Below are 26561 nucleotides of genomic sequence, written 5' to 3'. Positions count from 1 at the left end.
GGCCCCCGGGGGACGGGGACCCTCGCCGGGCGGGTCAGCCGAGGCCGTTGGCGGTCAGCCATTCCTTGGCCACCGTGGCGGGCTCGTCCTTGTTGACGGCGATCTTCTGCATCATGTCGAGCAGGGCCTCGGTCGTCAGCTTGGCCGAGACGCCGTTGAGCGTGGTCCGCACGGCGTCGGTGGCTCCGGCCTTGTAGAGCAGCGGGGTCACGTTCTGGGCGGGGAAGATGTTCTTGGTGTCCTCGAGGGGCACGAGGTTGTTGGCGGTGATCTTCGGGTCGGTGCTGAAGACGTTGCCCACCTGGATCGAGCCGTCCTTGATGGCGTCCGCGGTCGTCGGGCCGGTGGACTTCCACTGCTTGAACTCGATGCCGTAGACGTCCTTGAAGCGCGCCTCCCAGCGCTTCTTGAACTCGGGCGGACCGCCGACGATCATGTCCTTGGAGACCTTGGCCAGGTCTTCCATGGTGTTGAGCGACTGCTTGGTTTGGGTGTCCTTGGAGATGGACAGGGTGTCCTTGTCCTCGGCTGGGGCGGCGTCCAGGACCTCGACCTCGGCCGGGAGCTTCTCCTTCAGCGCCGTGTTGATCTCGTCGGTGGTGGTCGCGGTGTTCTGCTGGTCGATGAAGGCCAGCAGGTTGCCGTTGTACTCGGGCACGAGGGTCAGTCCGCCGCTCTTGACCTGGTCGTAGACGACCTCGCGGCTGCCGATGCGCGGCTTCTCCTCGACCTGGACACCCTTGGCCTCCAGCGCCTGGGCGTAGATCGAGCCGAGCAGCACGCTCTCGTCGAAGTCGAACGACCCGATCACGACCGTCCCCGCGCCGGAGGCCGAGCCCGTGGGCGCCGCGCTCGTGGTCTCGAGCGGGTTGCCCCCGCCGCCACCGCCGCCGCAAGCGGACAACGCGAGCGTCGCGGACAGGAGCACCGCCGCGGTGCCGAACATGCGTCTCATAAGATTTCCCCTTCTGCGGGAGTTAGTACGAAAATCATCGAGTCTTCAATCGCTGACTCACCCCCGGAGAGACGGTCACCCTCTGTACGAGCGTGAAGGCGATCTGCACCACGAGTGCGAACAGCACAATCAACACTGAACCGCCGACCACGCTCGCGTAATCCTTGGTCGCGAAACCGTCGATCACGTAGCGCCCCAGCCCGCCCAGGCCCGTGTAGGCGGCGACGGTCGTGGTCGCGACCACCTGGATGGCCGAGAGCCTGAGCCCGAGCAGGATCAGGGGCAGGGCCACGGGCACCAGCACCCGCCCGAGCACCTGCCCGCCGCGCAGCCCCATCCCGTACGCCGCGTCACGCAGCTCGGGATCCACTCCTCTGATGCCCTCGAAGGTGTTGACCAGGATCGGCGGCACGGCCAGCAGCACCAGCGGGATGATCACCGGCCAGATCGACGCGGTGCCGAGCAGCAGCACGAACAGCACCAGCATGCCCAGCGTGGGCAGCGCCCTGGCCAGGTTGGCCGACAGGACCACGGCGACCCCGCCGCGCCCGGTGTGGCCGATCAGCAGCCCGAGCGGGATCGCGATCAGCATGGCCAGCGCGAGCGCCAGGACGGAGAACTCCAGGTGCTCCAGCAGCCGGATGGGGATGCCGTCGGGCCCGGACCACCTGGCGCCGTCGCCGAAGAAGTCGGTCAGCCAGCTCACGAGGCCCTCCTCGCCCGCACCCATGGGGTGAGCAGCCGCTGCGCGAGGACCAGCAGGCCGTCGGCGACCAGCGCCAGGGCCACGATCAGCACGATCCCGACGATGACCGGCGGCAGGAACGGGTTCTGGTAGGCCCTGGTGAAGAGCATGCCGAGCCCGCCCTGGCCGATCAGCGCGCCCACGCTCACCAGGCTGATGCTGGAGACCGCCACCACGCGCAGCCCGGCGAGCACCACGGGCGCGGCGATCGGCAGCTCCACCTGGACCAGGCGGCGCAGCGGCGTGAAGCCCATCGCCACCGCCGACTGCCGCACGTGGTCGGGCACCGAGCCGAGCCCGTCGACCACGGCGGGGATGAGCACGGCCATGGCGTAGAAGGTGAGCGGGATGATCACGGTGACCGGGGACAGTCCGGTGATCGAGATGAGCAGCATGAAGACCGGGAGGGAGGGCAGCGCGTAGATCACGTTGAACACGCCCGCCGTGGGCTGGTAGAGCCAGCGCCAGCGCACGCTGGCCAGCCCCAGCGGCAGCGCCAGGACCAGCCCGACGACGATGGGCACCAGCGACATCAGCAGGTGGTCGCCGAGCAGGTCCCTGATGCTGCCGACCCGCCCGGTGTCCCAGTTGCGCGCGAACCACTCCCAGAGTGTGGGCGGGCCCTCACCCATCGGCGGCCTCCGTCATCGCCTGGTCGAGCGCCTGCCTGGTGACCACGCCGACGACCTTGCCCTGCTCGTCCACGGCCACCGCGCAGCCCGACGGCGACAGCAACGCCGCGTCGAGGGCCGAGCGCAACGGGTCCTGGCCGTGCACGTAGGTCCCGAACGGCTTCGGCTCGCCCGGCAGGTCCTTGGAGATCCAGCCCGCGGGCCGGTCGTCCGGGGTGACGGCGAGCAGCCACGGCTCGTCCGTACTGCCCTCGAACCCCACCGGGACGGTGAGGTCGGTGCGCGGTCGCAGGCCGGCGGTGGAGACGAACTGCAGGCGGCGGATGCCCCTGTCACGGCCGAGGAACTCGCTGACGAAGTCGTCGGCCGGCTCCGACAGCAGCGTCTTCGGGTCCGCGAGCTGCGCCAGCTTGCCGCCCACGCGCAGCACCGCGACGCGGTCGCCGAGCTTGATGGCCTCGTCGATGTCGTGGGTGACGAAGACGATCGTCTTGTTCAGCTCCGCCTGGAGCCTGAGCAGCTCGTCCTGCAGGCTGGTGCGGACGACCGGGTCCACCGCGCTGAACGGCTCGTCCATCAGCAGCACGGGCGGGTCCGCGGCCAGCGCGCGGGCCACGCCCACGCGCTGCTGCTGGCCGCCGGAGAGCTGGAACGGGTAGCGCTGGGCCAGCCCCGGATCGAGGCCGACGCGCTCGAGCAGCTCCATGGCCCGGTCGCGGGCCTTCTGGCGGCTCCAGCCGAGCAGGAACGGGACGGTGGCGACGTTGTCCACGATCTTGCGGTGCGGGAAGAGGCCGGCCTGCTGGATGACGTAGCCGATGCCCCGGCGCAGCGTGGGCGGGTCGATGCTCTGCACGGGCTTGCCGTCGAGCAGGATCTGCCCTTCGGTGGCGTCGATCATCCTGTTGATCATCCGTAGGGACGTCGTCTTCCCGCAGCCAGACGGGCCGACGAACACGGTGATCTCGCCGGTGGGCGCCTCCAGGCTGAGGCTGTCCACGGCGACGGTTCCGTCTGGATAGCGTTTGGTGACAGCGTCGAACGTGATCACGCGCGACCTTCCGCTTCAGGGCGGGGCCGCGGCCCCCCTGCCACGACCGCCACATGATCTCTTGGAGCACAGACTACGGCGATCCAGCCCGGTCTGTCCTCCCGGCCCTCGCTTAAACGCTTCACTGACCAGGGATTCTGTAGGAAATCCCGCTGTGATAGTGCGCTGGACCTGGGTGTGTTGGCATGATTACCTTCACAAACCTCCGACGCCGCTCCTCACCCTGCGGTGTCAGCTCTTCCAGTAAGAGGAACCGGTCACGTGACTCACTCGCTCACCGATCAGCGCTCGCGCCCCGAGCTGGTCGCAGAGCTCTACGACCGTCACGCCGCCGGGCTGTACGCCTACTGCGCGGACCAGCTCGGCGACCCCGGCTCAGCGGCCGACGTCCTGGTGGCCGTCCTCACCAGCGTGCCGGTTGCGGACGGTCAGCCTGGGCCCCCGCGGGCGGCTCTCTACGCGTTCGCCCGCCGCGAGATCCACCGGCGAGACGTCGTCTACTCGCCTCCCGTGGTGGACCCGCTCATCGACCCCGCCTCCGCCCTGGTGGAGCGGGCGCTGCGCGAGCTGCGGCTCCAGCAGCGCGAGGTGCTGGTGCTGACGCAGATCTGCGGGCTCAACCGGGCCGAGCTGGCCTGGGTGCTCGACGTCGCGCCCGACACCGCCGAGGAGCTGGCGATCAACGCCGCGCACCGGCTCACCCAGGCTCTGGGGCTCGCGCTGGCCACCACCGAGCGGCGGGTGCCCAAGCCGGTCGCCGACGTCTACGGCGCGCTGACGGTCGCTCCGCTGCGCGACGTGCTCGGCCGCCTGCCGTGGCCGTCGCCGCCCGGCTCGCTGCGCGTCCACTTCGCCGGATCCCTCACCGCGGGGGCCGCGCCGCTGTTCGTCAAGCCGCGCTGGCCGGTTCCCCCCACCTGGCCGCTGCCACTGGGCGAGGCCGACCCGGCGACCACCACCGGGCTCTTCCCCACCGAGCTGCTGACCCCGCCGCCTTCGCGCGTCGCCGCCCACGAGGCGACCACGGCGCCGATGCCGAAGCTGAGCGATCCGCTCGCCGCCTCTCCCGAGAGCGCGGGCCCGTTCCCGTCGAAGGCTCGCAGGGTGTTCGACGCCCCGCCGACGCCGTTCGCCGCGTTCGAGCCCCGGCGCAGGACGCCTGCCGGGACGCCGCCGAGGAAGGCGCCGGTCGAGCGGCCGTTCATCATGCCCTCGCCGGTTCCGGCCGACGTGCTGGACGACCTGCCGAGAGTGCAGGAGCCGCCCGCGACCGGCGACGTGATCGTGCCGGGCGATGCGGGCCGCCTGTTCACGCCCCGGTCGGCGGCCGCGGAGCCGGTCTACCGGATGCCGCTGCCCGAGCCCGCCGCCCACCCGCGCACCGAGGCCGTCCGTCCGCAAGCCGAGGAGCCCGAGGCGCGGGTCGAGGAGCCCAGGGCCGCCGCGCGGCCGCGGATCGCGCCGGAGGGCGCGCAGTCCGAAACACGGCAGTCCGAGCCGCGCATGGCCGACACCCGCAAGCCGCCGGCCCAGAGGTCAGGCGCCCAGAGGCCGGGCGCCGGCAGGCCCGCGGGCAAGAAACCGGGGGCTCAGGGGACCGCGGTCCGCAAGCCCGCGCGGCCGAGGCAGGGGCCGCCGGCCCGGCGTCCCGGCAAGAAGAAGCGGCGCCAGCGCCACCACGACTGGGCGTGGGAGCTGATCGGCTTCGGCATCTGCGTGGTGATCGCGATGATCGTGTTCTTCTCGGTGCCGATGATCATCAGCCCGTGACCGCGTCACGGAGCTGAGAGGATCAGACCGCTGGTCGGCACCCCCGTGCCGGCGGTCACCAGCACGTTCGCGACCCCGCCGACCTGGTTGACGGACGTGCCGCGGATCTGGCGCACCGCCTCGGCGATGCCGTTCATGCCATGGATGTACGCCTCGCCCAGCTGGCCTCCATGCGGGTTGACGGGCAGGCGGCCGTCGATCTCGATGCCCCCGTCCTTGAGGTAGTCGGCGGCCTCTCCCCGCCCGCAGAACCCGAGCTCTTCCAGCTGGGTCAGCACGAACGGGGTGAAATGGTCGTACAGGATCGCGGTCTGGATGTCCACGGGCGTCAGCCCGGACATCTCCCACAACCGCCTGCCGACCACTGACATCTCCGGCAGGCCGGTCATGTCGTCCCGGTAGTAGCTGGTCATCATCATCTGGCCTGCCCCCGCGCCCTGCGCCGCCGCCGTGATCACCGCCGGCGAGCGTCGCAGGTCCCGCGCCCGTTCGACCGAGGTCACCACCAGAGCCACCGCGCCGTCGCTCTCCTGGCAGCAGTCGAGCAGCCGCAGCGGCTCCACGATCCACCTGGACGCCTGGTGCTCCGCCAGCGTGATCGGGCGCCCGTGGAACCAGGCGGCGGGGTTGGTCGCCGCATGCCTGCGCATCGCCACGGCCACCCGCCCGAAGTCCGCGGAGCTCGCGCCGTAGACGTGCATGTACCGCTGGGCGAACATGGCCACCCAGGCGGCGGGCGTCATCAGCCCGTACGGCACGTGCCAGCTCATCTCCAGCCCCTGCGACGACGGCTGCCCGCCGAGCCGGGCGTCGGGCTGGCCGAACCGCCGCCCGGAGCGCTCGTTGAAGGCCCGGTAACAGACGACCGTGTCGGCCATCCCGGTGGCCACGGCCATCGCCGCGTGCGCCACGGTCCCGCAGGCCGCGCCGCCGCCGTACTCGACCCGGGAGAAGTAGCTCAGCTCGCCGATCCCCACCTCCCGTGCCACCGCGATCTCCTGGTTGGCGTCCTGGGTGTAGGTGACCATGCCGTCGACCTCGGACGGAGACAGCCCGGCGTCGTCCAGCGCGGCGAACACCGCCTCGGCCGCCAGCCGCAGCTCCGACCGGCCCGAGTCCTTGCTGAAGTCCGTGGCTCCGATGCCGGCGATGGCCGCGCGAGATCTCAACACGTTCGCTCCTTGATGACGGCGCGGCCGTTACCGGCGTGACGGGAGGACGAGGGCGACGGTCCCGGTGGCGTGGTCGCCGAGGCTGACCTTGCCGCGGACCTCGACCGTGATCACGCCGGCCTCCAGCGAGGCGACCGTGCCGCTGAAGACCAGCCGGTCTCCCGCGTACGCGGGGACGCCCAGCTTGACGTTGATCCGCCTGATCACGGCCTCCGGGCCGGCCCAGTCGGTGACGTAGCGCTCCACCAGCCCCATCGTGGTCAGGATGTTGAGGAAGATGTCCTTGGACCCCTGCGCGCGGGCGCCTTCGACGTCGTGGTGCACCGGGGTGAAGTCCATCGTGGCGAGCGCGGTGGAGACGACCACCGTGGGCGTGAGGCCGATCGCCAGCTCGGGTAGCGCCGAGCCGAGCTCGACCTGCTCTTCTGTCAGCGTCCGCATCACGGCTCCCGTGGTGCCCACATGGGCAGAACCAGTTCGTCATCCATCGAGCGGTACGTCACGCGCAACGACATACCGATACCCACCGCCTCGGGCGGGCAGTCCACAATGTTGCCCACGATCCGCACCCCCTCCGGGAGGGACACCACCGCCACGACGAAGGGCGGCTCGCGCCCCGGCACCGGCGGGTGGTGGTGCACCACGTAGCTGTAGACCGTGCCTTCGCCGCTCGCGACCACGTGCGCGCGGTTGGTGGATCGGCAGTGGGGGCAGATCGGGCCCGGCGGGTGGCGCAGTTCGCCGCAGTCGGCACAGCTCTGGATGCGCAGCTCGCCCTGCCGCACGCCTTCCCAGAAGAACTCGGTGTCCCTGTTGACGGCGGGCCTGAGCGGGTACGGCCTGCGCTCCTCGGCCGGTGGCGATGGCGGTCGCCGCTCCGGTGGACGGAACTTGAGAACCCGGAACAGCATCTCCGCCACCGCTTCGCCGGATTCGGCATACCAAGTGACATTCCAGGTGGCGAAGTACCCTTCGCCGAGCGCCGTCCGTTTCGGTCCGGCCAGGTCGGTGAAGCGGGTCGCGGAGGTCAGCCGCTCGCCCAGCCGAGCGGGGCGGTGGTAGGTCTGCTCGCAGTTGGTCGCCACCACGCCCGTGAACCCGCCGGCGTCGAGCGCGGCCATGACGTCGTCCACCGGCGAGCCCTGCTTGGCCCCCCGGCGCACGCCCGGCATGGTCCACACCTGCGCCATCGCCGGCGGCGCGATCCCCTGGTCGAGGTAGACGGGATTGGCGTCGCCCATCGCGTCCAGCCAGTGCCTGATCATGGGGGCGTTGACCGGGTCCGCCGCCGGGGCGCCCCGCACCTCGCCGAGCGCCGCCTGCTTGACCGCCAGCTCGTGCAGGTCCCTGTCGGTCGTGTCGCTCATCGGGGCGGCCTCGGCAGGCTCAGGCCCAGCATGGCGATCAGCTCCCGCTGCACCTCGTTGACGCCGCCGCCGAAGGTGAGCACCACCGCGCCCTTGGCCCCGTGGTCCGTCCGCTCGATCAGCTCGGCCGTCTCCGGGTCCGACGGGTCACCGTAGCGGGCCAGGATGTCGCCGACCAGCCGGCCGGTCTCCTGCATCCGCTCCGAGCCGTAGACCTTGGTGGCCGACGCGTCCGGCGCGCCCAGCCAGCCGAGGTCCATGTTGGCCGCGACCTGCCAGTTGAGCAGCTCGTTGGTGCGGAAATGGGCCCGCACCCGGCCGAGCGCGCGCCGTACGTCGGGCTCGTCCACCAGTCCGGTGCGGCGGGCCCAGGCGAGGAAGCGGTCGTAGGTCTGGCCGAGGTTGCCCGCCGGGCCGAGCGTGACGCGCTCGTGGTTGAGCTGGTTGACGATCAGATCCCAGCCCCTGTCCACCTCGCCCACGACCATGTCCGCCGGGACGCGCACGTCGGCGTAGTAGGTGGAGTTCGTGTGGTGGCGGCCGTCCATGGTGGTGATCGGGGTCCAGGAGTAGCCGGGATCGTCGGTCGAGGCGATCATCATGGTGATGCCCTTGTGCTTCTTCGCCTCGGGGTTGGTGCGGGTGGCGAGCCAGATGTACTGGGCGTAGTGGGCGCCGCTGGTGAAGATCTTCTGGCCGTTGACGACGTAGTGGTCGCCGTCGAGCACCGCCGTCGTCCGCAGCGAGGCCAGGTCGGTGCCCGCCTCGGGCTCGCTGTAGCCGATCGCGAAGTGGCACTCGCCGGCCAGGATGCTCGGCAGGAACAGGTCCTTCTGCTTACGCGTGCCGTACTGCATCAGGGTGGGGCCGACCGTCTGCACGGTGATGATCGGGTACGGCACGCCGGCGCGGGCGATCTCGTTGGCGAAGATCTGCTGTTCGAGTGGGCCGTGGCCGCCGCCGCCGTACTCCTTGGGCCAGCCGAGGCCCAGCTTGCCGTCGCCGCCGAGCCTGCGGCAGTGCGCCATGTACGCCTCGCCGAACGGGTCTTCGGCGATCTTCCTGCGGTCCTCGCCGGTCAGGCAGCCGTTGAAGTACTCGCGCAGCTCGTCGCGGAGCCTGCGCTGGTCGGGTGTGAGGTCGATGAGCATCAGACCAGCGCTCCGATCAGGTCGAGCTGGGCGTCGGCGCCGCCGAGCAGGTGTGCCAGGTGCTTGGCTTGCGCGAAGTAGCGGTGCAGCGGGTAGGTCACGTCGAGGCCGAGGCCGCCGTGCAGGTGCTGGCAGGTGTAGAGCGCCCTGACCGCCTCGCTCGCATGGAAGGCGGCCAGGGCCAGGTCCTCCTCGGCGGGCAGGCCGGCGGCCAGCCGCCAGGCGCCCGACCACATCGCCACGTCCAGCGCCCGCCCGGCGATGTAGACGTCGGCGATCTGCATGGTCACCGCCTGGAACTCGGCCAGCGCCCGGCCGAACTGCTTCCTGGTCCTGATGTATCCGGTGGTGAGCTCCAGCGCACCGGCCAGCACGCCCGAGGCCTGAGCGACGGCGGCGGCCGTGTACAGGTGCCGGACCCCCTCGATCGCCTCCTGCCCCGCCACCCGCTCGGCCGGGGTGCGGTCGAGCGTGATCGTGGCCGAGGGCTCCCCCGTGGAGGCGAAGGCGGGTGTCGCCGGTGGCGCGTGCACCAGGAACAGACCCTGATCGGCCGTCACCAGGACGTCGCCGTCCGCGTGCGCGACGCCGGTCTTGCGCCCGGTGAGCGCCCAGCCGTCCGCCACCTGCTCGGCCGCGGTGGCGGGCGGATCGGCGAGCGCCCTGCCCGGCTCCCTGATCGCCACCGTTGACACCGTCGCCCCGGACAGCCTCTCCTGGTGCTCGCGGGAGCCGTACGTGCTCGCGGCCAGGGTGCTCACCAGCGTCGCCGCCAGCGGGCCCGGCACGGCCCGCGCCCCCGCCTCGCGCAGCACCACCGCCATCTCGACGGGCCCGAGCCCCGCGCCACCGGCGTGCTCGGGCACGCAGACGGCCGTCAGGCCCGCCTCCCGCAGCGCCTTCCACAGCCGCTCGTCGTACGGCCTGCCGCTCTTGTCGTGCGCCTCCAGCCTCTCGTGGCTCGCCTCCTTCGCCAGCAGGTCCGCGGCCAGGGTCCGCAGCTCCTCCTGGGTCTCGTCGAGGTTGAAATCCATCAGCTGCCCTCCAGTAGGTGGTGCCTGCCGTGCCGGACGAACTCGCCCTCGATCGCCGCGATGTCCTCCCGGCCCAGTAATCGCGCCCTGGCGGAGGCCGACGGCCACCACCAGACGGGGTCGGAGGTCCGCCAGGCGTCCTCGGCCAGGATCCGCTTGATCACCTTGTGCGAGGGCGTCTGGGGAAGCGAGCGGCACAGTCGCACATAGCGCGGCCGCGCCTTCGGGCCCAGGTCCCGCCGGGAGGCGAGGAACGCGGCGAACCCGGCCGGATCGAACGCCGCGCCGGAATCGCTCATCACCAGGGCGGCCATGACCTGGTCGCCGGCCTCGGCGTCCGGCACCGGGTAGACCGCCGCCTCGACCACGCCGGCGAACTCCCGCACGGCCGCCTCGATCGGGGCGACCGCCATGTTCTCCCCGTCCACCCGGAGCCGTTCGGTGCCGCGCCCGGCGAAGAACACGTAGCCGTCGCCGTCCACGTAGGCCAGGTCGCCGGACCAGAACGCACCGTCGCGGACGCGCTCGGCGTCGGCCTCCGGGTCGTTGTAGTAGCCCTCGAACAGGCCCAGTCCCGTCACGTTGACCAGCTCGCCGATCGCCTCGTCCGGGTTGAGCAGCCGCCCGTCCGCCAGCACCGCCGTGGCGCACCGCTTGCCGGTGAACGGGTCGCGAATCTCCACCCCGTCCGGGAGCCTGCCGAGGCAGCCGGGTGGGCCCGACGGATCCGGGGTGATCGCGATCGCCGTCTCCGTCGAGCCGAACGCGTCGATCACGTAGCAGCCGAAGCGCTCCCCGAACCGCCGGGTCGCCGTGGCGCTGCCCTCGTTGCCGAAGGCGATCTTCAACGGGTTGGCGGCGTCGCCGGGCAGCTCCGGGGTGGCCAGCACGTAGGAGAGCGCCTTGCCCACATAGTGCAGGTACGTGCACCCGTACCGCCGGATGTCGGGCAGGGTGCCGGAGGCCGAGAACTTGCTGCGCAGCGCCAGCGCGGCCCCCGAGGCGACCGCCGGGGCGTAGGCGGCCATGATCGCCGCGGAGTGGAAGAGCGGCATCGAGCAGTAGACGACGTCCTCCGGCGTGAGGAGCGCGGCCAGGGATCGTCCCGGGACCGCGACCTTGCGCTGCGTGACGCGGACCGCGCGCGGGCGGCCGGAGGTGCCGGAGGTGAAGATCAGCATCACCAGGTCGCCAGGCTCGCGCTCGTCCGGCCCGGTCTCCGGCGCCGGGATGCGGTCCAGGACCGAGACGGGGACGGGCTCCACGCCGGTGTCGCGGGCGAGCTCGCGTGCGAGCGCCTCGTAGGGCTCGTCCCAGAGCAGCACGTCCACGTCGGTCGCGCGGGCGTCGCGGGTCAGCTCGGCCACCGGCCGGGTGCAGTTCAGCGCCACCACCACATGCCCGGTCAGCGCCGCCCCGCCCAGCAGGAAGACCAGCTCGGGAACGTTGTCGCAGAGCACGCCCACATGCAGCGGCCCGGGGCGGGCGAGGTCGGCGCGCGGGGCGGCGGCTCGCGCGTCCAGCCACGCGCCCGCCCGGCGGCAGGCGGCCACGCACTCCCGCCACGACCAGCGCCGGTCCTCGTGCAGGAGCCCGGGACGGTCGTCCTCGGCCCGGGCCGCCAGCAGGGCGGCGAGCGTGTCCGCGGTCATCGCGCCTCCACCAAGCGCTCGGTCAGCCGAACCGCAAACTAGAACAGATTCTAATATCTGTCTAGAGGGAACGTTCTGGGACAAGTCCGGATATACGGCTGTAGCGCCAAAGACATGCATCTATACGGGCTCTTTGTGACTGACGAGTAACAAGCCCGGCCGCCGAGAAATCAAGTAACGTGTTCTTATGCGCACCCCGCAGGCGGCAATCGCCACGCCCCCCAGCGACACCGGGGAGGCCATGGAGCACCCGACCACCAGCGGGCACAGCGTCCGGACTCGCAGCCAGCACCAGCGCCGCAAGCGCATCGTCCAGGCGGCGGCCGCCCTGGCCTCGCGGGGCGGCGTCGAGGCGATGCAGATGCGCACGGTCGCCGAGCGGGCAGGCGTGGCGCTCGGCACCCTCTACCGCTACTTCCCGTCCAAGATGGACCTGGTCGTGGCCGTCGTCGGCGAGGAGATCGACCTCCTGGAGAGCAGCATCGAGCGCAGACCGCCGAGCGCCTCCACCCCGGCGGGCCGCGCGGTCGACGTCCTGATGCGCGCCACCCGCGGCCTGATGCGCGAGCCCGAGCTGGCCGACGCGCTCATCCGCTCGCTGATCCTGGCCGAGGTCGAGACCCCGTTCGGCGACCGGATGACCGGCTTGCTGCTGCGCGTCTCGGCCAGTGGCATCAGCCGCGACCAGGCGAGCGAGGAGCAGGTCGCGCTCGCCGGTTCGCTGTCGAGCGTCTGGGTCCAGGAGCTGCTGGAGATGCTGCGCGGCCGCCGCACCTACGAGCAGATCCAGCGCCGCATCGAGATAGCCTCCGACCGGCTGCTGAGCGGCATCTAGCCCGGCGAGGCCCTGGCCGCGATCCCGCTGGCCGCCCTCACCGCCTGGCAGTCGCTCGTGGACGTCGCCGGGGTGCGATCGGGCGACCGCCTGCTCGTGCACGCCGCCGCCGGCGGGGTGGGGCACTTCGCGGTGCAGATCGCCAAGGCACGCGGCGCGTACGTGATCGGAACGGCCAGCGCGGCCAAGCACGGCCTCCTGCGCGACCTCGGCGCCGACGAGCTCGTCGACTATCGCGACACCGATTTCGCCGAGGTGGTGGGCGACGTCGACACGGTGCTCGACACCATGGGCGGCGACTACGGCGTCCGCTCGCTGCGCACCCTGCGCAGGGGCGGCACGATCGTCTCCCTGGCGCTGTCGAAGCTGGACGGGGACCTGGACGCCCGGGCCGCTGAGCTGGGCATCCGGTCGGAGGCGCTGCTCGTCGAGCCCGACCACGCGGCGATGCGAGCACTGGCGGCGCTGGTGGAGGCGGGCAGGCTGCGCGCGGAGATCGCCGCGGTGCTCACCCTGGCCGACGCGGCCAAGGCGCACGAACTCGGGGAGACCGGCCGCACCTCCGGCAAGATCGTCCTGACCGTTCCGCACTGAGCCGTACGCAGTCTGTCGGTGGCGTGGCCTATACAGGAGGTATGAGCGACAAGCCATCGAACGAGGATTTCCTCCGCCTGGCTGACCCGATGCGGCGCGAGCTGCTCGCGCACTGCTATCGCATGCTGGGTTCGGTGCACGACGCCGAGGACCTGGTCCAGGAGACCTACCTACGGGCCTGGCGGGCCTATGACGGGTTCGAGGGGCGCTCGTCGCTGCGCACCTGGCTCTACCGCATCGCCACCACGCAGTGCCTCACCGCGCTCGACAGCCGCGGCCGCAGGCCGTTGCCGACCGGCCTCGGCGCACCCGCGTCGGAGCCGACCGCGCCGCTGGTCGAGCGCGGCGAGGTGCCGTGGCTGGAGCCGGTGCCCGACGGGATCGTGGGCGCCGGGGCCGACGACCCGGCCGCGATCGTCACCTCCCGCGAGAGCATCCGGCTCGCGCTCGTCGCCGCCCTGCAGCACCTGCCGCCGCGCCAGCGCGCGGTCCTGATCCTGCGCGACGTGCTCAAGTGGCGGGCGGCGGAGGTGGCCGAGGTGCTCGACACCACCACCACCGCCGTCAACAGCATCCTGCAGCGGGCCCGCGCGCAGCTCGACGAGGTGGCGCCCAGCCTCGACGACCGGCCCGAGCCGCTGACTCAGGAGCAGCGGGCCCAGCTCGACCGCTACGTGAAGGCGTTCGAGAATTACGACGTCGGCGCCATCGTGGAGCTGTTCGCCAAGGACGCGATCTGGGAGATGCCCCCCTTCGACGGGTGGTATCAGGGGCCCGAGGCCATCGTCGCGCTGGTGCGGACCCAGTGCCCGGCGAAGGGGCCAGGAGACCTGCGTCTGGTACCCATCCATGCCAACGGCCAGCCGGCGTTCGCCCTCTATCTGCGCGAGGGCGACCTCTACCAGCACTTCGCACTGGCCGTGCTCACGTTCACCGGCTCACTGGTCAGCCATGTCGGGATGTTCTTCGACGACCGGCTCTTCGAGCTGTTCGAGCTGCCGGCCTCCCTGCCTGCCGGGACTTCCACGGCAAAGTAGAACGCGTTACAGTCACGACCAGAGCATCGTTCTGGAGGCGACTGTGGGCACACCGGTGATCGTCGAGGCCGTCCGTACTCCCATCGGCAAGCGTGGCGGCCGGTTGGCCGGCCTCAAGCCTCAGCAGGTGCTGGCCACCGCGCTGACCGGCCTGATCGAACGCGCCGGGATCGACCCCGCGATCGTCGAGCAGGTGTTCGCCGGGTGCGTGACGCAGGCGGGCGAGCAGGGTGGGCACGTCGGGCGGCACTCGTGGCTCTATGCCGGGCTGCCCTACCAGACAGGCGTCACCACCGTCGACGCGCAGTGCGGATCCTCGCAGCAGGCGGTGCACCTCGCCGCGGCGATGATCAGGGCCGGGGTGATCGACACCGGCGTGGGCTGCGGGGTGGAGGTGATGAGCCGGGCGCCGCTCGGCAGCAACGTGTTACCGGCCAACCCGCGACCGGACGACTGGAGCATCGACCTGCCCGACCAGTTCACCGCCGCGGAGCGCATCGCCCGGCGGCGGGGGCTCACCCGCGAGCGGCTCGACGCCTTCGGCGCGCGGTCCCAGCAGCTCGCCGCCAAGGCCTGGTCCGACGGGAGGTTCGAGCGGGAGATCGTGCCGGTCGGGGAGGTGAGCAGGGACGAGGGGCTGCGCGAGACGACCGCCGAGACGCTCTCCAGGCTGAAGCCCGTCCAGGGCGAGGGCACGCTGCACACCGCGGGCACCTCGTCGCAGATCTCCGACGGGGCCGCCGCCGTGCTGGTGATGAGCGAGGAGGTCGCCGCCAGGCACGGGCTGCGCCCCCGCGCGCGGATCCTGGCCCAGGCGCTCGTCGGCTCGGAGCCGTACTACCACCTGGACGGGCCGGTGGACGCGACGGCGAAGGCGCTCGCGGCGGCCGGGATGTCGATCGGTGACATCGACAGGTTCGAGGTGAACGAGGCGTTCGCGTCGGTGGTGCTGTCCTGGGCGAGCGTGCACCAGCCGGACCTCGACCGGGTCAACGTCAACGGCGGCGCGATCGCGCTCGGCCATCCGGTCGGCGCCACCGGCGCGCGGCTGATCACCACGGCGCTGCACGAGCTGGAACGCTCGGACTCGGCGACGGCGCTGGTGACGATGTGCGCGGGCGGCGCGCTGGCCACGGCCACGATCCTCGAGCGCATCGCGTGACCGGACAGGTCCAGAAAAGTCGTATCCAATCCGCGCCAGCCTCCCCCACACTCTACGAAGGACACGCACGCACGACGGGGGACCCGCGATGAGCCGAACACGGCGCATGCCGTATGCCCAGCAACGCCCGCAGGACCTCGGCGGCGGGGTGTGGAGCGTGCCCGTGCCGATCCCCGGGAACCCGCTCGGCTACACGCTGGTGTACGCCCTGGAGTCGCCCGCGGGTCCCGTGCTGGTGGACGCGGGGTGGAACCACCCCGACGCCTGGGAGGCGCTCAGCGGCGGGCTGGGGGCGCTCGGGCTCGATGTGACGTCGGTCAGGGGCGTGGTCGTCACCCACTTCCACCCGGACCACGCCGGGCTGGCCGGGCGGGTCAGGCAGGAGTCCGGCGCCTGGATCGCGATGCACGAGGCGGACGCGGCGCTGGTCGAGCTCATGAACGGCCTGTCCGACGACGCCCACCGGGACTTCCAGTCGGAGATGCTGAGACGAGCCGGCGCCAGCGCCGGCGAGGTGGCGGCCGTCGACGGGGGCGGACCGGCCGGAGACGACCCGGCCCCGGCCGAAAGGCAGGCGCCCGCGATCCCCGACCGGCGGCTTCGAGACGGCGATCTGGTCGACCTGCCGGGCAGGAAGTTGCGCGCCGTGCACACGCCGGGCCACACTCCCGGCCACATCTGCCTGCACCTGGAGGACGCGGACCGCCTGTTCACGGGTGACCACGTGCTCCCCGACATCACCCCCCACATCGGGATTTATCCCTATGACCGGGACGATGTCGATCCATTGGGTGATTTCTTGGAGTCTCTGGACCGGGTGAACGAGCTCGGCTCCCTCGACGCCTTGCCCGCCCATGAGTGGATATTTCCTGATGTAGCGGCACGGGCGGTCGAGATCCGCCACCATCACGAGGAGAAGCTCGAACGGCTGCACGCCCAGCTGTCCGAGGTCGCCGAGCCGCCGACCATCTGGGAGACCGCCGCCATGATGACCTGGAACAGGCCCTGGGCAGACCTGCCGGCCATGCTGCGAGGCATGGCGGCCGGCGAGGCCGCGGCCCATCTGCGCACTCTGGAGGCCCGCGGCGCGATCCGCCGCGTCCCTGGAGTCGTTCCGGTGCGTTTCCAGGCCCTAGAATCCTAGACATCCGATGTCTAGGGAGAAAAGCGTGGCGGTCACCGACGCGGCCATCGACAAGATCAAGCAGATGATCCTCTCCGGCGAGCTCGCCCCCGGCGACCGGCTGCCCAAGGAGGCCGACCTCGCCGAGCGGCTCGGCCTGTCACGCAACTCGTTGCGCGAGGCCGTGCGCGCCCTCGCCCTGATCAACGTCCTCGACGTGCGCCAGGGCGACGGCACCTACGTCACCAGCCTGGAGCCGCGCCTGCTGCTGGACACCATGTCGTTCGTGCTCGACCTGCACCGAGACGACACCGTCATCCAGTTCTTCGAGGTGCGCCGCATCCTGGAGCCGGCCGCCACCGCGATGGCGGCCGAGCAGATGGCGGAGGAGGAGATCGAGGAGCTGCGCCTGATCCTGGAGTCGCTGCCCGCCGCCCCCACGATCGAGGAGCTCGTCGCCAACGACCTGGAGTTCCACCGGCGGATCGCGCTGGGCTCGGGCAACAGCGTGCTCTGCTCGTTCATCGAGAGCCTGTCGGGGCCGACCACCAGGGCCAGGATCTGGCGCGGCCTCACCCAGGAAGGCGCCATGGACAAGACGCGGGAGCAGCACACGGCGATCTACGAGGCCATCGCCGCCCGCCAGGCCGACGTGGCCCGCTCCTGGGCCACGGTGCACGTGGCGGGCGTGGAATCCTGGCTGCGCAAGGCCCTCGCCTAGCCGAACCGGGGTATGAGGCCTACGTGGCCGACAAACTCGCGAAATATCGGAGCAAACGCGACGCCAGCCGTACCCCCGAGCCTGTCCCCCAGGCATCCCCGGAGCCGCGACGCGGCGACGCGTTCGTCATCCAGGAGCACCACGCCCGCTCCCTGCACTGGGACCTGCGCCTCGAACGTGACGGCGTCCTGGCCTCCTGGGCCGTTCCCAAGGGCCTGCCCGACGACCCCGGCACCAACCACCTGGCCGTCCACACCGAGGACCACCCCATGGAGTATCTCGACTTCCACGGCGAGATCCCCAAGGGCGAGTACGGCGGCGGCACGATGACGATCTGGGATCGGGGCACGTACGAGACGGAGAAATGGTCGGACCGCGAGGTCAAGATCATCCTGCACGGCGCCCGCGCCAGCGGCCGCTTCGTCCTCTTCCAGACCAACGGCAAGAACTGGATGATCCACCGCATGGATCCCCCGGCCCGCGACCCGATGCCGGACCTGTCCCCCATGCTCCCCGCCGAACGCACCCGCCCGCCGCGCGACGTGGCCGCCTACGCCTTCGAGTTCGCCTGGGGCGGGCGCCGCCTCCTGGTCCCCGTCGAGGGCGGGCGCACCGCCGCCGCCCGCGAGCACCCCTGGCTCCGCCCGCTGGCGGAGTCGTTCGGCAGCCGCACCGTCCTGCTGGACGGCGAGATCGCCACCCTCTCGGGCGCGGAGGTGCTCGTCTTCTACGACCTGCTGTACGACGACGGCCACTCGCTGGTCGACCAGCCGTACGAGACCCGCCGCGCCGCCCTGGAGGCTCTCGGCCTGTCGTCGGCCCGCTGGCAGACGGCCCCGTCCTGGCCCGGTCAGGCCGAGCCGGTCCAGCAGGCCGCCCGCGAACAGCACCTCCCCGGCGTGATCGCCAAACGCCTCGACTCCCCCTACGAGCCTGGCGAGTCGGCGGCCTGGCTCTTCATCCCCGCCTGACGCCCGCCCAGCACATGGCTGGGCGACGACTTCATCGCAGGTCCGGTCCTCCACACCGGTGACAGGATGCGGGCCATGCCTCTGAGTACGGTGTGGGAAGCAGGACAGGGGATGATCGGTCGATGCTGATAACAGAGATATCGCCCGAAGAGGTCGGCCCCCAGCTGCTCGGCCTGCAGCACGCGGCCTATGCGGTCGAGGCCGAGATCATCAAGGATGACCGGATCCCGCCCCTGCGCGAGACCTGGGACGACCTGCTGGCCCAGCCGTTGACCTGGCTGGGCGCGGTGGAGGACGGCGGGCGGCTGCTCGGGGCGGTGGCCTGGGCGCAGACATCCGATGAGGTGGACATCGACCGGTTGGTCGTGGATCCCGGGGCGCACCGGCGCGGGATCGGCCGGGCCCTGGTCGAGGAGGTCATGGCCAGGGCCGGGGAGCGCAGGATCGTGGTGGCCACGGGACGCGACAACGTGCCCGCGCGGACGCTCTACGAACGGCTCGGCTTCGTGGCGCAGGACGAGGCCGAGCCGATTCCCGGGTTGTGGATCGTGAACTACGCCTCGTGAACTACGCCTCGTGAAGAAGGCCCTCCGCGTGCAGGTCCGGCCACAGGGCGTCGGGCACGGGCTTCTGCCACAGGGCGGCGTTGGTCCCGATCTCCTCCGGAGTGCGTGCGCCCAGGACGATCGAGGCGACCGCCGGGTGGCACAGCGGGAAGGCCATCGCCGCCTGGGGCAGCGTCACCCCGTGGCGGTCGCAGACTTCGGCGATGCGCCGGGCCCGGTCCACGAGCGCCGCGGGGGCGGGCGCGTAGTCGAAGGTGCCCGACGGGTCCGGGGTGGCCAGCAGGCCGCTGTTGAAGACGCCCGCCGCCAGCACCCGCACGCCCCGCTCGGCGCAGGCGTCCAGCAGGGGCCGGCCGGACTGGTCCAGCAGGGTGTAGCGGCCGGCCAGCATGACCAGGTCGATGCCGGTCTCCTGGACGAACCGCAGCGGCGCCTGCCACTGGTTCATGCCGACCCCGATCGCCTTGACGACGCCCTGCGCGCGCAGCTCCGCCAGCGCCGGGTACGCCTCGGCGATGGCCTGGTCGACGTGGCCGTCGGGGTCGTGGATGAGGGCGATGTCCACCTGCGGCAGACCGAGCCGCGCCAGGGAGTCCTCCAGGGAGCGCAGCACGCCGTCGCGGGAGAAGTCCCACACCCGCTCGACGTCGGCGGGCACGTCGAAGCCCTCGTCGTCGCGGCCGCCGCGGGTGGAGGGGACGAGCAGGCGGCCGACCTTGGTGGACAGCACGTAGCCGGAGCGACCGGCGAGCGCGGCTCCCAGGCGGCGCTCCGACAGGCCGAGCCCGTAGTGCGGCGCGGTGTCGAACAGCCGGACGCCGCTCTGCCAGGCGGCGTTGACAGTGGCCCGCGCCTGCTCGTCGCTGACCGCCTCGAACAGGCCGCCGATCGGCGCGGTGCCGAGCCCGTGACGGGGCAGCTCGATCACGACAGCTCCCAGACCAGCGCGAGTCCTCCGGATCCCTTGTCGAAGTCCCCGTCGAGCAGCCGGTTCATCCGCGCCTGCCAAGCCTGGTCGGCAGGATGGTCGCGGAGGGCCGCCTGCAACGCGGCGTAGTCCTCGACCTCGACGAAGTGGAACAGGTCCAGCCCGTCGCGGTAGATCCGCCAGGAGCGCAGGCCATGCTCGCGCATGGCCTGCTCCAGCTCGGCCGGGATCCGCGCGTGCTCGCGGTCGTAGGCCTCTTCGCAGCCCTGCTTCAGCCGGGTACGCAACGCGAGCCGTTGCATCAATCCTGCGCCTTCCCACCGGCCACCCGGCTGATCATGAGCGCGATCAGGATGATGCCGCCGTAGACGACGGGCTGCCAGAAGCCGGAGACGCCCTTGAGGGTGAGCAGGTTCTGCACCAGGCCGATGACGAGCACGCCGGTGAGCGCGCCGAGAATCGTGCCCTTGCCGCCGTCCATGCTGACGCCGCCGATGACGGCAGCCGCGAAGACCATGAAGATCCAGCCCACGCCCTGGTTGGAGCCGATCGCGCCGAGGCGCCCGGTCTCCAGCACTCCGGCGAGCGCGGCCAGCGTGCCACCCAGGATGAACACGCCCCACAGCACCCGGTCCACCCGGATGCCGGCGGCGCGGGCTGCGTCGCTGTTGCCGCCGATGGCGTAGAGCGAGCGGCCGACCCGGAAGTAGGCCAGCCCGGCGATGCCCGCCGCGAACAGCACGCCGGCGATCCAGATGGACGCGGGCAGGCCCAGCCAGGTGGCGCTGCCGAGGTAGAGGATGGACTCGGGCAGCTCGAACAGGGTCTTGCCCTCGGTCGGGCCGAGCTGCAGGCCGTGCACGATGATCAGCATGGCCAGCGTGACGATGAACGCCGACAGCTGAAACTTGATGATCAGGAACCCGTTGAAGGCCCCGATCAGCGCCCCGACGAGCAGGCAGAGCGGGATCACCAGCATGCCGGGCAACTCCAGGCCGAACCCTCCGGCCGAGACCGGCACCACCAGCATCACCGCGATGGCGGGTGCCATGCCGACGGTCGACTCCAGCGACAGGTCGAACTTGCCGGAGATCAGGATCAGCGCCTCGGCCAGCACGAGCAGCGAGATCGCCGCCTGCTGCTGCAGCACGTTCGTCAGGTTGCCCGCGGTCATGAACGTCGGGTCCAGGAACGTGCCCACGATCAGCAGGAGCACGATCACCGGCACCAGGGTCAGGTCCCGGAACCTGGCGAGCCGCAGCCTGGGCGCGGACGCGGTAAGTGTGGTCACTCCTCAATGCCTTCCATCACGGCCACGAGCTCGTGGTCTGTCCAGCCACGCGGCACGTCCTTGACGACTCTGCCGTGGAACATCACCAGCACCCGATCGCAGATGCGCAGGTCGTCGAGCTCGTCCGAGACCAGCACGGCCCCGGCGCCCCGCTCGACCGCGTCCTCGACGGCGCCGAGCAGGGCCTGCTTGGCCTTGACGTCGACGCCCGCGGTCGGGTTGATCACGACCAGCGCGGCCGGGTCGTCGGCCAGCGCCCGCGCGAACACCACCTTCTGCGCGTTCCCCCCGGACAGGTCCCCGACGGGCTGGTCAGGCCCTTCGGTCTTGATATCCAGATTTTTGATCATCTGTACGGCCTTGGCCCGGCGCTGTGCCGGTGAGACGGTGCCGAACCGGCCCAGCTTGCGCGCGATCGGCATCGTGGCGTTCTCGCCCACCGACAGCAGCGGGACGAAGCCCTCGTGGTGCCGGTCCTCGGGCACGAAGCCGAGCCCGGCACGCAGGGCGGCGGGCACGTCGCCCGGTTTGACCGGCGTGCCCTTGACCGTGACCGTGCCCGAGTCTGCCTTGCGCAGCCCGACCAGGGTCTCGGCCAGGGACACCTTGCCGCTGCTGCCGGATCCGGCCAGCCCGACCACCTCGCCCGACCGTACCGACAGGTCGATCTGCTCGTAGCGGCCGGCCAGCGACAGCCCCGCGGCGGCCAGTACGACGGGCTCGCCCGCGACGCGGGGCCTGGCCTCGTACGCCGTGGTGGCCTCGCCGGTCATCGCGGCGAGCAGCTCCTCGTGCGGCAGGTCGGCGACCGGCTTGGTGAGGACGTGACCGGCGTCGCGGAAGACCGTGACGCTCTGGCAGATCTCGTACACCTCGTCGAGGTGGTGGGAGATGTACATCATCGTCACGCCCTGCTCGCGCAGCGCCCGCATGCGGGCGAAGAGCCGCTCGATGGCCGGGCCGTCGAGCCTGGCCGTGGGCTCGTCGAGGATGATGAACCGGGCGCCGAACGACAGCGCGCGGGCGATCTCCACGAGCTGGCGCTGCTCGACGCCGAGGTCTCCGGCGAGGGCCTCGGCGTCCACGTCCACCTCGTAGGTGTCCAGCAGCTCCCTGGCCCTGACCCGCAACGCCCTCCAGTTGATCACCCGGCCGGTGGTCTGGCGGTTGACGAAGAGGTTCTCGGCGACGGTGAGGGCCGGAATGATCGTGGACTTCTGGTAGACGCAGGCGACCCGCTGCCGCCAGGCGTCGCGGTCCGCGAGGGCGGGCGCCGCCTCTCCCGAGAACCGCACCTCGCCCTCGTCAGGCCGCTGGAGCCCGGTGAGGATCGACACCAGGGTGGACTTCCCGGCGCCGTTCCTGCCGACGAGCGCGCGGGTCTCACCCTCCGCGATCGCGATGCCCGCACCGTTGAGCGCCGTGGTCGGGCCAAAGCGCTTCACGATATTTCGGGCTTCAACGTGATTTTTCATTACTTGACCTGGTTGCCCCAGAGATTCTGGTCATCCACATTGTCCTTGGTGACCAGGGGTGCGGGGAGCTGGTCCTCCAGGCCGTTCGGTAGCTGAATGATCGTGCTGTCGTGGTCCGTCGGCCCCGGCTTGAACGTCTTGCCGTCGACGGCCGCCTTCGCGTAGAACAGCGCGTACTTGGCGTACAGGTCGGCCGGCTGCGACACCGTGGCGTCGATGTCCCCCTTGCGGATCGCCTCGAACTCCTGCGGGATGCCGTCGTTGGAGATCACGAAGACGTGCTTGGGGTCCTCCGGCGGGACGAGCAGACCCTTCTGCTTCAGCACCTGCAGCGTCGGCGCCAGATGGACACCGCCGGCGTGCATGTAGATGCCCTTGACGTCCGGGTTCTGCTCCAGGCGGGTCTGCAGCATGGACGCGGCCTTGCTGCCCTCCCACTCGGTCGGCTCGTCGAAGACCGTGATGCCGGGGAACTTGGTCTTCATGCACTCGCCGAACGCCTCGGCCCGGTCGCGGCCGTTGACCGAGCTCAGCGCGCCCATGAGCTGGACGACCTTGCCCTTGCCGCCGAGCTTCTCGCCGAGGAACTCGCACGCCTTGGTGCCGTAGGCCCGGTTGTCGGCCCGTACGACCATGAAGACCTTGCCCTTGTCGGGGCGGGTGTCGACGGTGACGACGGGGATCTTCTTGTTCTCCAGCTGCTGCAGCGTGGAGGCGATGGCGCCGGTGTCCTGCGGGGCCATGACGATCGCCTTGGCGCCCTGGCCGGTCAGCGCCTGCACGTTGTTGACCAGCTTGGCGACGTCGTTCTGGGAGTTCGTGGCCGGCATGAGGTCGACCTTGAGCTCGCCCGCCAACTGCGGGACGTACTTGATGTAGGAGTTCCAGAAGTCGGAGTCGGCGCGCGGGTGGTCGATGCCGATCTTGCCGCCGCCACCTCCTCCGGCTGAGGGCGTGGTGCTTGTGCCGCACGCGGTGATGACCGCCAAGAGGGCCGCGCAGGCGGCCACCGGACCGAGCTTCATCGTGGGGGGTTACCTTCCTTGGTTGTGGGGCCGGAGCCGGAGTCCCTGCATGCCGCCGTCGACGGCCAGCGCGGTCCCGGTGGTGGCGCCGGCCTCCGGGCCGGCCAGGTAGGCGATCGCCGCGGCGACCTCTTCCGCGCTGACCAGGCGGCCCATGGGCTGCCTGGCGTTCAGCGCCGCCCGTTCGGCCTCGGGGTCGTCGGCGGCGTCGAGCAGCCTGGCGACCCACGGGGTGTCCGCGGTGCCCGGGTTCACGCAGTTGACCCGGATGCCGTCGTGGATGTGATCGGCGGCCATCGCGAGCGTGAGCGACTGCACCGCGCCCTTGGTCGCGCTGTAGAGCGCACGGCTGGGCAGGCCCGCCGTGGCGGCGATCGAGCAGGTGTTGACGATCGCGGCGTGCTCGGACCTCCTGAGGTGCGGCAGCGCTGCCCTGGTCACTCTGACCAGGCCGAACACGTTGACGTCGAACACCTTGCGCCACTCGTCGTCGCCGTTGTCCTCGACGGTGCCCTGGGCGCCGATGCCGGCGTTGTTGATCAGGATGTCGATGCCGCCGAGGCGCTCGGCCGCCTCCTCGACGGCCTGCCGCACCGCCGCGTCGTCCGTCACGTCCACCTTGACGCCGATGAACGGCTCGCCGGGCGGGTGCAGGTCGAGGCAGGCGACCCGCATCCCGCGCCCGGCGAGCAGCGTGGCGGTGGCCAGGCCGATGCCCGAGCCGCCGCCGGTCACGATGGCTTTGAGACTCATGCCTGCCTCCAGACCTCTCCACCGGGGTAGGTGTGCACGGTGATCGACTCAGCGTGCATCTCGGCGCTGAACCCCGGCGTCGAGGGTGCCCGGTAGCGGCCGTTGTCGATCACGACCGGGTCGACGAAGTGCTCGTGCAGGTGGTCCACGTACTCGATCACGCGGTCGTCCATGGATCCGGTGACCGCCACGTAGTCGAACATCGACAGGTGCTGCACCAGCTCGCACAGCCCGACCCCGCCCGCGTGCGGGCAGACCGGGATGCCGAACTTGGCGGCGAGCAGCAGGATCGCGATGTTCTCGTTCACGCCGCCGACGCGGGCGGAGTCGATCTGCAGGTACGAGATCGCGCGGGCCTGCAGCAGCTGCTTGAACACGATCCGGTTCTGGACGTGCTCGCCGGTGGCCACCGGGATGGGGCTGATGCCCTCGGCGATGGCGGCGTGGCCGAGCACGTCGTCCGGGCTGGTCGGCTCCTCGACCCAGTGCGGCCCGAACGCGCCGAGCGCGTTCACCCACTCGATGGCCGAGTCGACGTCCCAGCGCTGGTTGGCGTCGATCGCGATCGGGTAGTCGGGGCCGCACACCTCGCGGGCCACCTTGAACCGGCGGATGTCGTCGGCCAGGTCGGCGCCGACCTTGAGCTTGATCTGGCCGAAGCCCTGCTCCAGAGCCTCCTGGCAGAGGCGGCGCAGCTTGTCGTCGTCGTAGCCGAGCCAGCCGGGCGAGGTGGTGTAGGCGGGGTACCCATCAGCCTTAAGCCGATTTATCCGCTCTTCCTTGCCACTCTCGGCATTTTTCAGGATCTGGAGTGCTTGGTCCTTGGTCAGCGCGTCGCTCAGATACCGGAAGTCGACGAGGCCGACGATCTCCTCCGGCGACATCTCCGACAGCAGCAGCCAGACCGGCTTGCCGGCCCGCTTGGCCTTCAGGTCCCACAGGGCGTTGACCACGGCGGAGATCGCCATGTGCATGACGCCCTTCTCCGGCCCCAGCCACCGCAGTTGCGAGTCGTTGACCATCTCCTTGTAGAGCGCGCCCAGGTCCTCGACGTCCCGCCCGATCACGTACGGCTCCAGCGCGCTGATCGCCGCCGTCTGCACGTCGTTGCCGCGCCCGATGGTGAACGCGAACCCGTGCCCGGCGAACCCGTCGTCCGTCTCCAGCACCACGTAGGCGGCGGAGTAGTCGGGATCGGGGTTCATCGCGTCGGACCCGTCGAGCTCGCGCGAGGTGGGAAAGCGCACGTCGTGCGTCTCCATCCGGACGATCCGGTACGCCCCCGCCTGCGCGGCGGCGGCCTGCGGAGCCGTCATGCCTGCCCCACCGTCTGCCGCTGCCGGCCGAGACCCTCGATCTCCAGCTCCATCACGTCACCCGCGCGCAGGTAGGGCTGGCCGGGCATGCCCATCGCCACTCCGGCGGGCGTGCCGGTGTTGATCACGTCGCCCGGCTCCAGCACCATGAACCGGCTCAGGTAGCGCACCACCTCGGCCACGTCGAAGATCATGTTCCTGGTGTCGCCGTTCTGCCGCAGCTCGCCGTTCACCCACAGGCGCAGCGGGAGGCTCTGCGGGTCGCCCACCTCGTCGGCGGTCACCAGCCAGGGGCCCAGCGGGTTGAACGTCTCGCACGACTTGCCCTTGTCCCACTGGCCGCCGCGCTCAAGCTGGAACTCCCGCTCGGACACGTCGTTGGCCACCGCGTACCCGGCCACGGCGTCGAGCGCCTCTTCGCGGGACTCCAGGTAGCGGGCCCGCTTGCCGATGACGACGGCGAGCTCCACCTCCCAGTCGGTCTTCACGCTGTCGCGCGGCACGAGCACCTCGTCGTACGGCCCGACCAGGGTGTTGCTCGCCTTCATGAACACGACGGGCTCGGCGGGCACGTCGGCGCCGGACTCGGCGGCGTGGTCGCTGTAGTTGAGCCCGATGCACACGATCTTGCCGGGACGCGCGATCGGCGCGCCGATCCGCAGCCCTTCGGCGTCGACCACGGGCAGCGCGTCACGCTCAAGCGCGTCACGCACCCGCGCCACGCCCCCGGAGGCGAGGAAAGCCCCGTCGATCTCGGGCTCTCCGATGTCGCGCAGGTTACCGGCGCCGTCCATCACCACCGGTCGCTCCTGGCCGACAGGTCCTACTCGCAGCAGCTTCACACCGCATCCTTCGGTCATACATCGGATGTCTCTTCTCCTGATGCTGCTGCGATCCCGGCAATCCTGTCAAGAGGCGCGAGCCGGATACATCCGATCCGTGACCTAGCCAGATCCGCTGCGATCTCCCTGCTGGAAGGCCCTGCACCTCGGACGTTGCGCCGGGCGCGTTCACCTGGGCGAAATACTGGTCGAGCAAACATCGGAGGATCAGGAGATATCCCCTCCTGCGAACAGGCCGTTTCGCTCCGGCGACCAGAGACGTCCGCGTGAACGCCCACCCATGAGTGGCCCCGCGGGCCCGCCCCACCTTGCCTCGAGCTTTGCCTGCCTCCTTGACGGTCGTACAGTGCCGTAATAGAACACGTTTCAGTGGACTCAACCAACTGATCAAGA

At 70.9% G+C, this 26561-nt stretch carries 26 protein-coding genes and 1 pseudogene; 9 read left to right on the top strand and 18 right to left on the bottom strand.

Annotated features, from left to right (window positions below):
* Positions 1-34 precede the first annotated feature (34 nt).
* The 4 genes from V5E28_RS08785 to V5E28_RS08770 are packed head-to-tail and all read right to left on the bottom strand — an operon-like array spanning position 35 to position 3383.
* On the bottom strand, positions 35-955 hold the full coding sequence (locus tag V5E28_RS08785) for an ABC transporter substrate-binding protein (protein WP_336205923.1): 921 nt from the start codon (positions 953-955) through the stop codon (positions 35-37).
* A gap of 34 nt (positions 956-989) precedes the next feature.
* Positions 990-1685: an ABC transporter permease gene (locus V5E28_RS08780; protein ID WP_336205922.1), complete on the bottom strand. Its 696-nt coding sequence runs from the start codon at positions 1683-1685 to the stop codon at positions 990-992.
* Positions 1658-2332, bottom strand: a complete 675-nt coding sequence (locus tag V5E28_RS08775; protein WP_336205921.1) for an ABC transporter permease — start codon at positions 2330-2332, stop codon at positions 1658-1660. Before V5E28_RS08775 ends, V5E28_RS08780 begins: the two co-directional genes overlap by 28 nt.
* Positions 2325-3383: an ABC transporter ATP-binding protein gene (locus V5E28_RS08770; RefSeq protein ID WP_336205920.1), complete on the bottom strand. Its 1059-nt coding sequence runs from the start codon at positions 3381-3383 to the stop codon at positions 2325-2327. Before V5E28_RS08770 ends, V5E28_RS08775 begins: the two co-directional genes overlap by 8 nt.
* A 261-nt stretch (positions 3384-3644) precedes the next feature.
* On the opposite strand from V5E28_RS08770, the gene V5E28_RS08765 reads away from it, so the two are divergent.
* The gene (locus V5E28_RS08765; protein WP_336205919.1) at positions 3645-5153 is read left to right on the top strand and encodes a hypothetical protein; all 1509 of its coding nucleotides are present in this window, start codon (positions 3645-3647) and stop codon (positions 5151-5153) included.
* Between the two features lie 5 nt (positions 5154-5158).
* On the opposite strand, the gene V5E28_RS08760 is transcribed toward V5E28_RS08765, so the two are convergent.
* Genes V5E28_RS08760 through V5E28_RS08735 form a run of 6 tightly spaced genes read right to left on the bottom strand, consistent with a single transcriptional unit; the run spans position 5159 to position 11529 of the window.
* Positions 5159-6322: a lipid-transfer protein gene (locus V5E28_RS08760; protein ID WP_336206405.1), complete on the bottom strand. Its 1164-nt coding sequence runs from the start codon at positions 6320-6322 to the stop codon at positions 5159-5161.
* A gap of 30 nt (positions 6323-6352) precedes the next feature.
* Positions 6353-6766: a MaoC/PaaZ C-terminal domain-containing protein gene (locus V5E28_RS08755; protein WP_336205918.1), complete on the bottom strand. Its 414-nt coding sequence runs from the start codon at positions 6764-6766 to the stop codon at positions 6353-6355.
* Positions 6766-7692 (bottom strand): bifunctional MaoC family dehydratase N-terminal/OB-fold nucleic acid binding domain-containing protein, encoded by a 927-nt coding sequence (locus tag V5E28_RS08750; protein WP_336205917.1) that lies wholly within the window; start codon positions 7690-7692, stop codon positions 6766-6768. Before V5E28_RS08750 ends, V5E28_RS08755 begins: the two co-directional genes overlap by 1 nt.
* Positions 7689-8843, bottom strand: a complete 1155-nt coding sequence (locus tag V5E28_RS08745; RefSeq protein ID WP_336205916.1) for an acyl-CoA dehydrogenase family protein — start codon at positions 8841-8843, stop codon at positions 7689-7691. Before V5E28_RS08745 ends, V5E28_RS08750 begins: the two co-directional genes overlap by 4 nt.
* Complete coding sequence (locus tag V5E28_RS08740) at positions 8843-9877, bottom strand: acyl-CoA dehydrogenase family protein (RefSeq protein WP_336205915.1); 1035 nt, start codon at positions 9875-9877, stop codon at positions 8843-8845. Before V5E28_RS08740 ends, V5E28_RS08745 begins: the two co-directional genes overlap by 1 nt.
* Positions 9877-11529, bottom strand: coding sequence for an AMP-binding protein (locus tag V5E28_RS08735; protein ID WP_336205914.1), 1653 nt, complete (start codon positions 11527-11529; stop codon positions 9877-9879). The genes V5E28_RS08740 and V5E28_RS08735 overlap by 1 nt, the downstream gene beginning before the upstream one ends.
* A 241-nt stretch (positions 11530-11770) precedes the next feature.
* Here V5E28_RS08735 and V5E28_RS08730 point away from each other — a divergent pair, with 241 nt between their 5' ends.
* The 8 genes and pseudogenes from V5E28_RS08730 to V5E28_RS08695 all read left to right on the top strand — a co-directional run bounded on the left by V5E28_RS08730 (position 11771) and on the right by V5E28_RS08695 (position 18538).
* Positions 11771-12364: a TetR family transcriptional regulator gene (locus tag V5E28_RS08730; RefSeq protein ID WP_336206403.1), complete on the top strand. Its 594-nt coding sequence runs from the start codon at positions 11771-11773 to the stop codon at positions 12362-12364.
* 18 nt (positions 12365-12382) lie between these two features.
* Positions 12383-12958 (top strand): annotated as a pseudogene (locus tag V5E28_RS08725) (NADP-dependent oxidoreductase); the annotation flags it as partial.
* A gap of 41 nt (positions 12959-12999) precedes the next feature.
* The gene (locus V5E28_RS08720) at positions 13000-13995 is read left to right on the top strand and encodes a sigma-70 family RNA polymerase sigma factor (RefSeq protein ID WP_336205912.1); all 996 of its coding nucleotides are present in this window, start codon (positions 13000-13002) and stop codon (positions 13993-13995) included.
* A 43-nt stretch (positions 13996-14038) separates the two neighbouring features.
* The gene (locus tag V5E28_RS08715; protein ID WP_336205911.1) at positions 14039-15157 is read left to right on the top strand and encodes a steroid 3-ketoacyl-CoA thiolase; all 1119 of its coding nucleotides are present in this window, start codon (positions 14039-14041) and stop codon (positions 15155-15157) included.
* A gap of 88 nt (positions 15158-15245) precedes the next feature.
* Positions 15246-16301 (top strand): MBL fold metallo-hydrolase, encoded by a 1056-nt coding sequence (locus V5E28_RS08710; RefSeq protein WP_336205910.1) that lies wholly within the window; start codon positions 15246-15248, stop codon positions 16299-16301.
* Between the two features lie 25 nt (positions 16302-16326).
* Complete coding sequence (locus tag V5E28_RS08705; protein ID WP_336205909.1) at positions 16327-17001, top strand: FadR/GntR family transcriptional regulator; 675 nt, start codon at positions 16327-16329, stop codon at positions 16999-17001.
* A gap of 23 nt (positions 17002-17024) precedes the next feature.
* The gene (locus tag V5E28_RS08700; protein WP_336205908.1) at positions 17025-17972 is read left to right on the top strand and encodes a DNA polymerase ligase N-terminal domain-containing protein; all 948 of its coding nucleotides are present in this window, start codon (positions 17025-17027) and stop codon (positions 17970-17972) included.
* 122 nt (positions 17973-18094) lie between these two features.
* Positions 18095-18538, top strand: a complete 444-nt coding sequence (locus V5E28_RS08695; protein WP_336205907.1) for a GNAT family N-acetyltransferase — start codon at positions 18095-18097, stop codon at positions 18536-18538.
* Position 18539: 1 nt separating this feature from the next.
* On the opposite strand, the gene V5E28_RS08690 is transcribed toward V5E28_RS08695, so the two are convergent.
* Genes V5E28_RS08690 through V5E28_RS08655 form a run of 8 tightly spaced genes read right to left on the bottom strand, consistent with a single transcriptional unit; the run spans position 18540 to position 26168 of the window.
* On the bottom strand, positions 18540-19466 hold the full coding sequence (locus V5E28_RS08690; RefSeq protein WP_336205906.1) for an aldo/keto reductase: 927 nt from the start codon (positions 19464-19466) through the stop codon (positions 18540-18542).
* Entirely contained in the window at positions 19463-19768 is a 306-nt protein-coding gene (locus V5E28_RS08685) for an L-rhamnose mutarotase (protein ID WP_336205905.1), read from the bottom strand. Before V5E28_RS08685 ends, V5E28_RS08690 begins: the two co-directional genes overlap by 4 nt.
* A complete protein-coding gene (locus V5E28_RS08680) occupies positions 19768-20757 on the bottom strand; it encodes an ABC transporter permease (RefSeq protein WP_336205904.1) in 990 nt (329 codons plus the stop codon). The genes V5E28_RS08685 and V5E28_RS08680 overlap by 1 nt, the downstream gene beginning before the upstream one ends.
* The gene (locus tag V5E28_RS08675; protein ID WP_336205903.1) at positions 20754-22202 is read right to left on the bottom strand and encodes a sugar ABC transporter ATP-binding protein; all 1449 of its coding nucleotides are present in this window, start codon (positions 22200-22202) and stop codon (positions 20754-20756) included. Before V5E28_RS08675 ends, V5E28_RS08680 begins: the two co-directional genes overlap by 4 nt.
* Before the next feature lie 29 nt (positions 22203-22231).
* On the bottom strand, positions 22232-23257 hold the full coding sequence (locus V5E28_RS08670; RefSeq protein ID WP_336205902.1) for a sugar ABC transporter substrate-binding protein: 1026 nt from the start codon (positions 23255-23257) through the stop codon (positions 22232-22234).
* A gap of 9 nt (positions 23258-23266) precedes the next feature.
* The gene (locus V5E28_RS08665; protein WP_336205901.1) at positions 23267-24010 is read right to left on the bottom strand and encodes an SDR family NAD(P)-dependent oxidoreductase; all 744 of its coding nucleotides are present in this window, start codon (positions 24008-24010) and stop codon (positions 23267-23269) included.
* Positions 24007-25326: an L-fuconate dehydratase gene (locus V5E28_RS08660; protein ID WP_336205900.1), complete on the bottom strand. Its 1320-nt coding sequence runs from the start codon at positions 25324-25326 to the stop codon at positions 24007-24009. The genes V5E28_RS08665 and V5E28_RS08660 overlap by 4 nt, the downstream gene beginning before the upstream one ends.
* Positions 25323-26168 (bottom strand): fumarylacetoacetate hydrolase family protein, encoded by an 846-nt coding sequence (locus V5E28_RS08655; protein WP_336205899.1) that lies wholly within the window; start codon positions 26166-26168, stop codon positions 25323-25325. The genes V5E28_RS08660 and V5E28_RS08655 overlap by 4 nt, the downstream gene beginning before the upstream one ends.
* Positions 26169-26561: the final 393 nt, after the last annotated feature.

The organism is Nonomuraea sp. LPB2021202275-12-8, assembly GCF_037044575.1.
Lineage (GTDB): Bacteria > Actinomycetota > Actinomycetes > Streptosporangiales > Streptosporangiaceae > Nonomuraea.
This window is presented reverse-complemented; position numbering and strand designations above follow the sequence as displayed.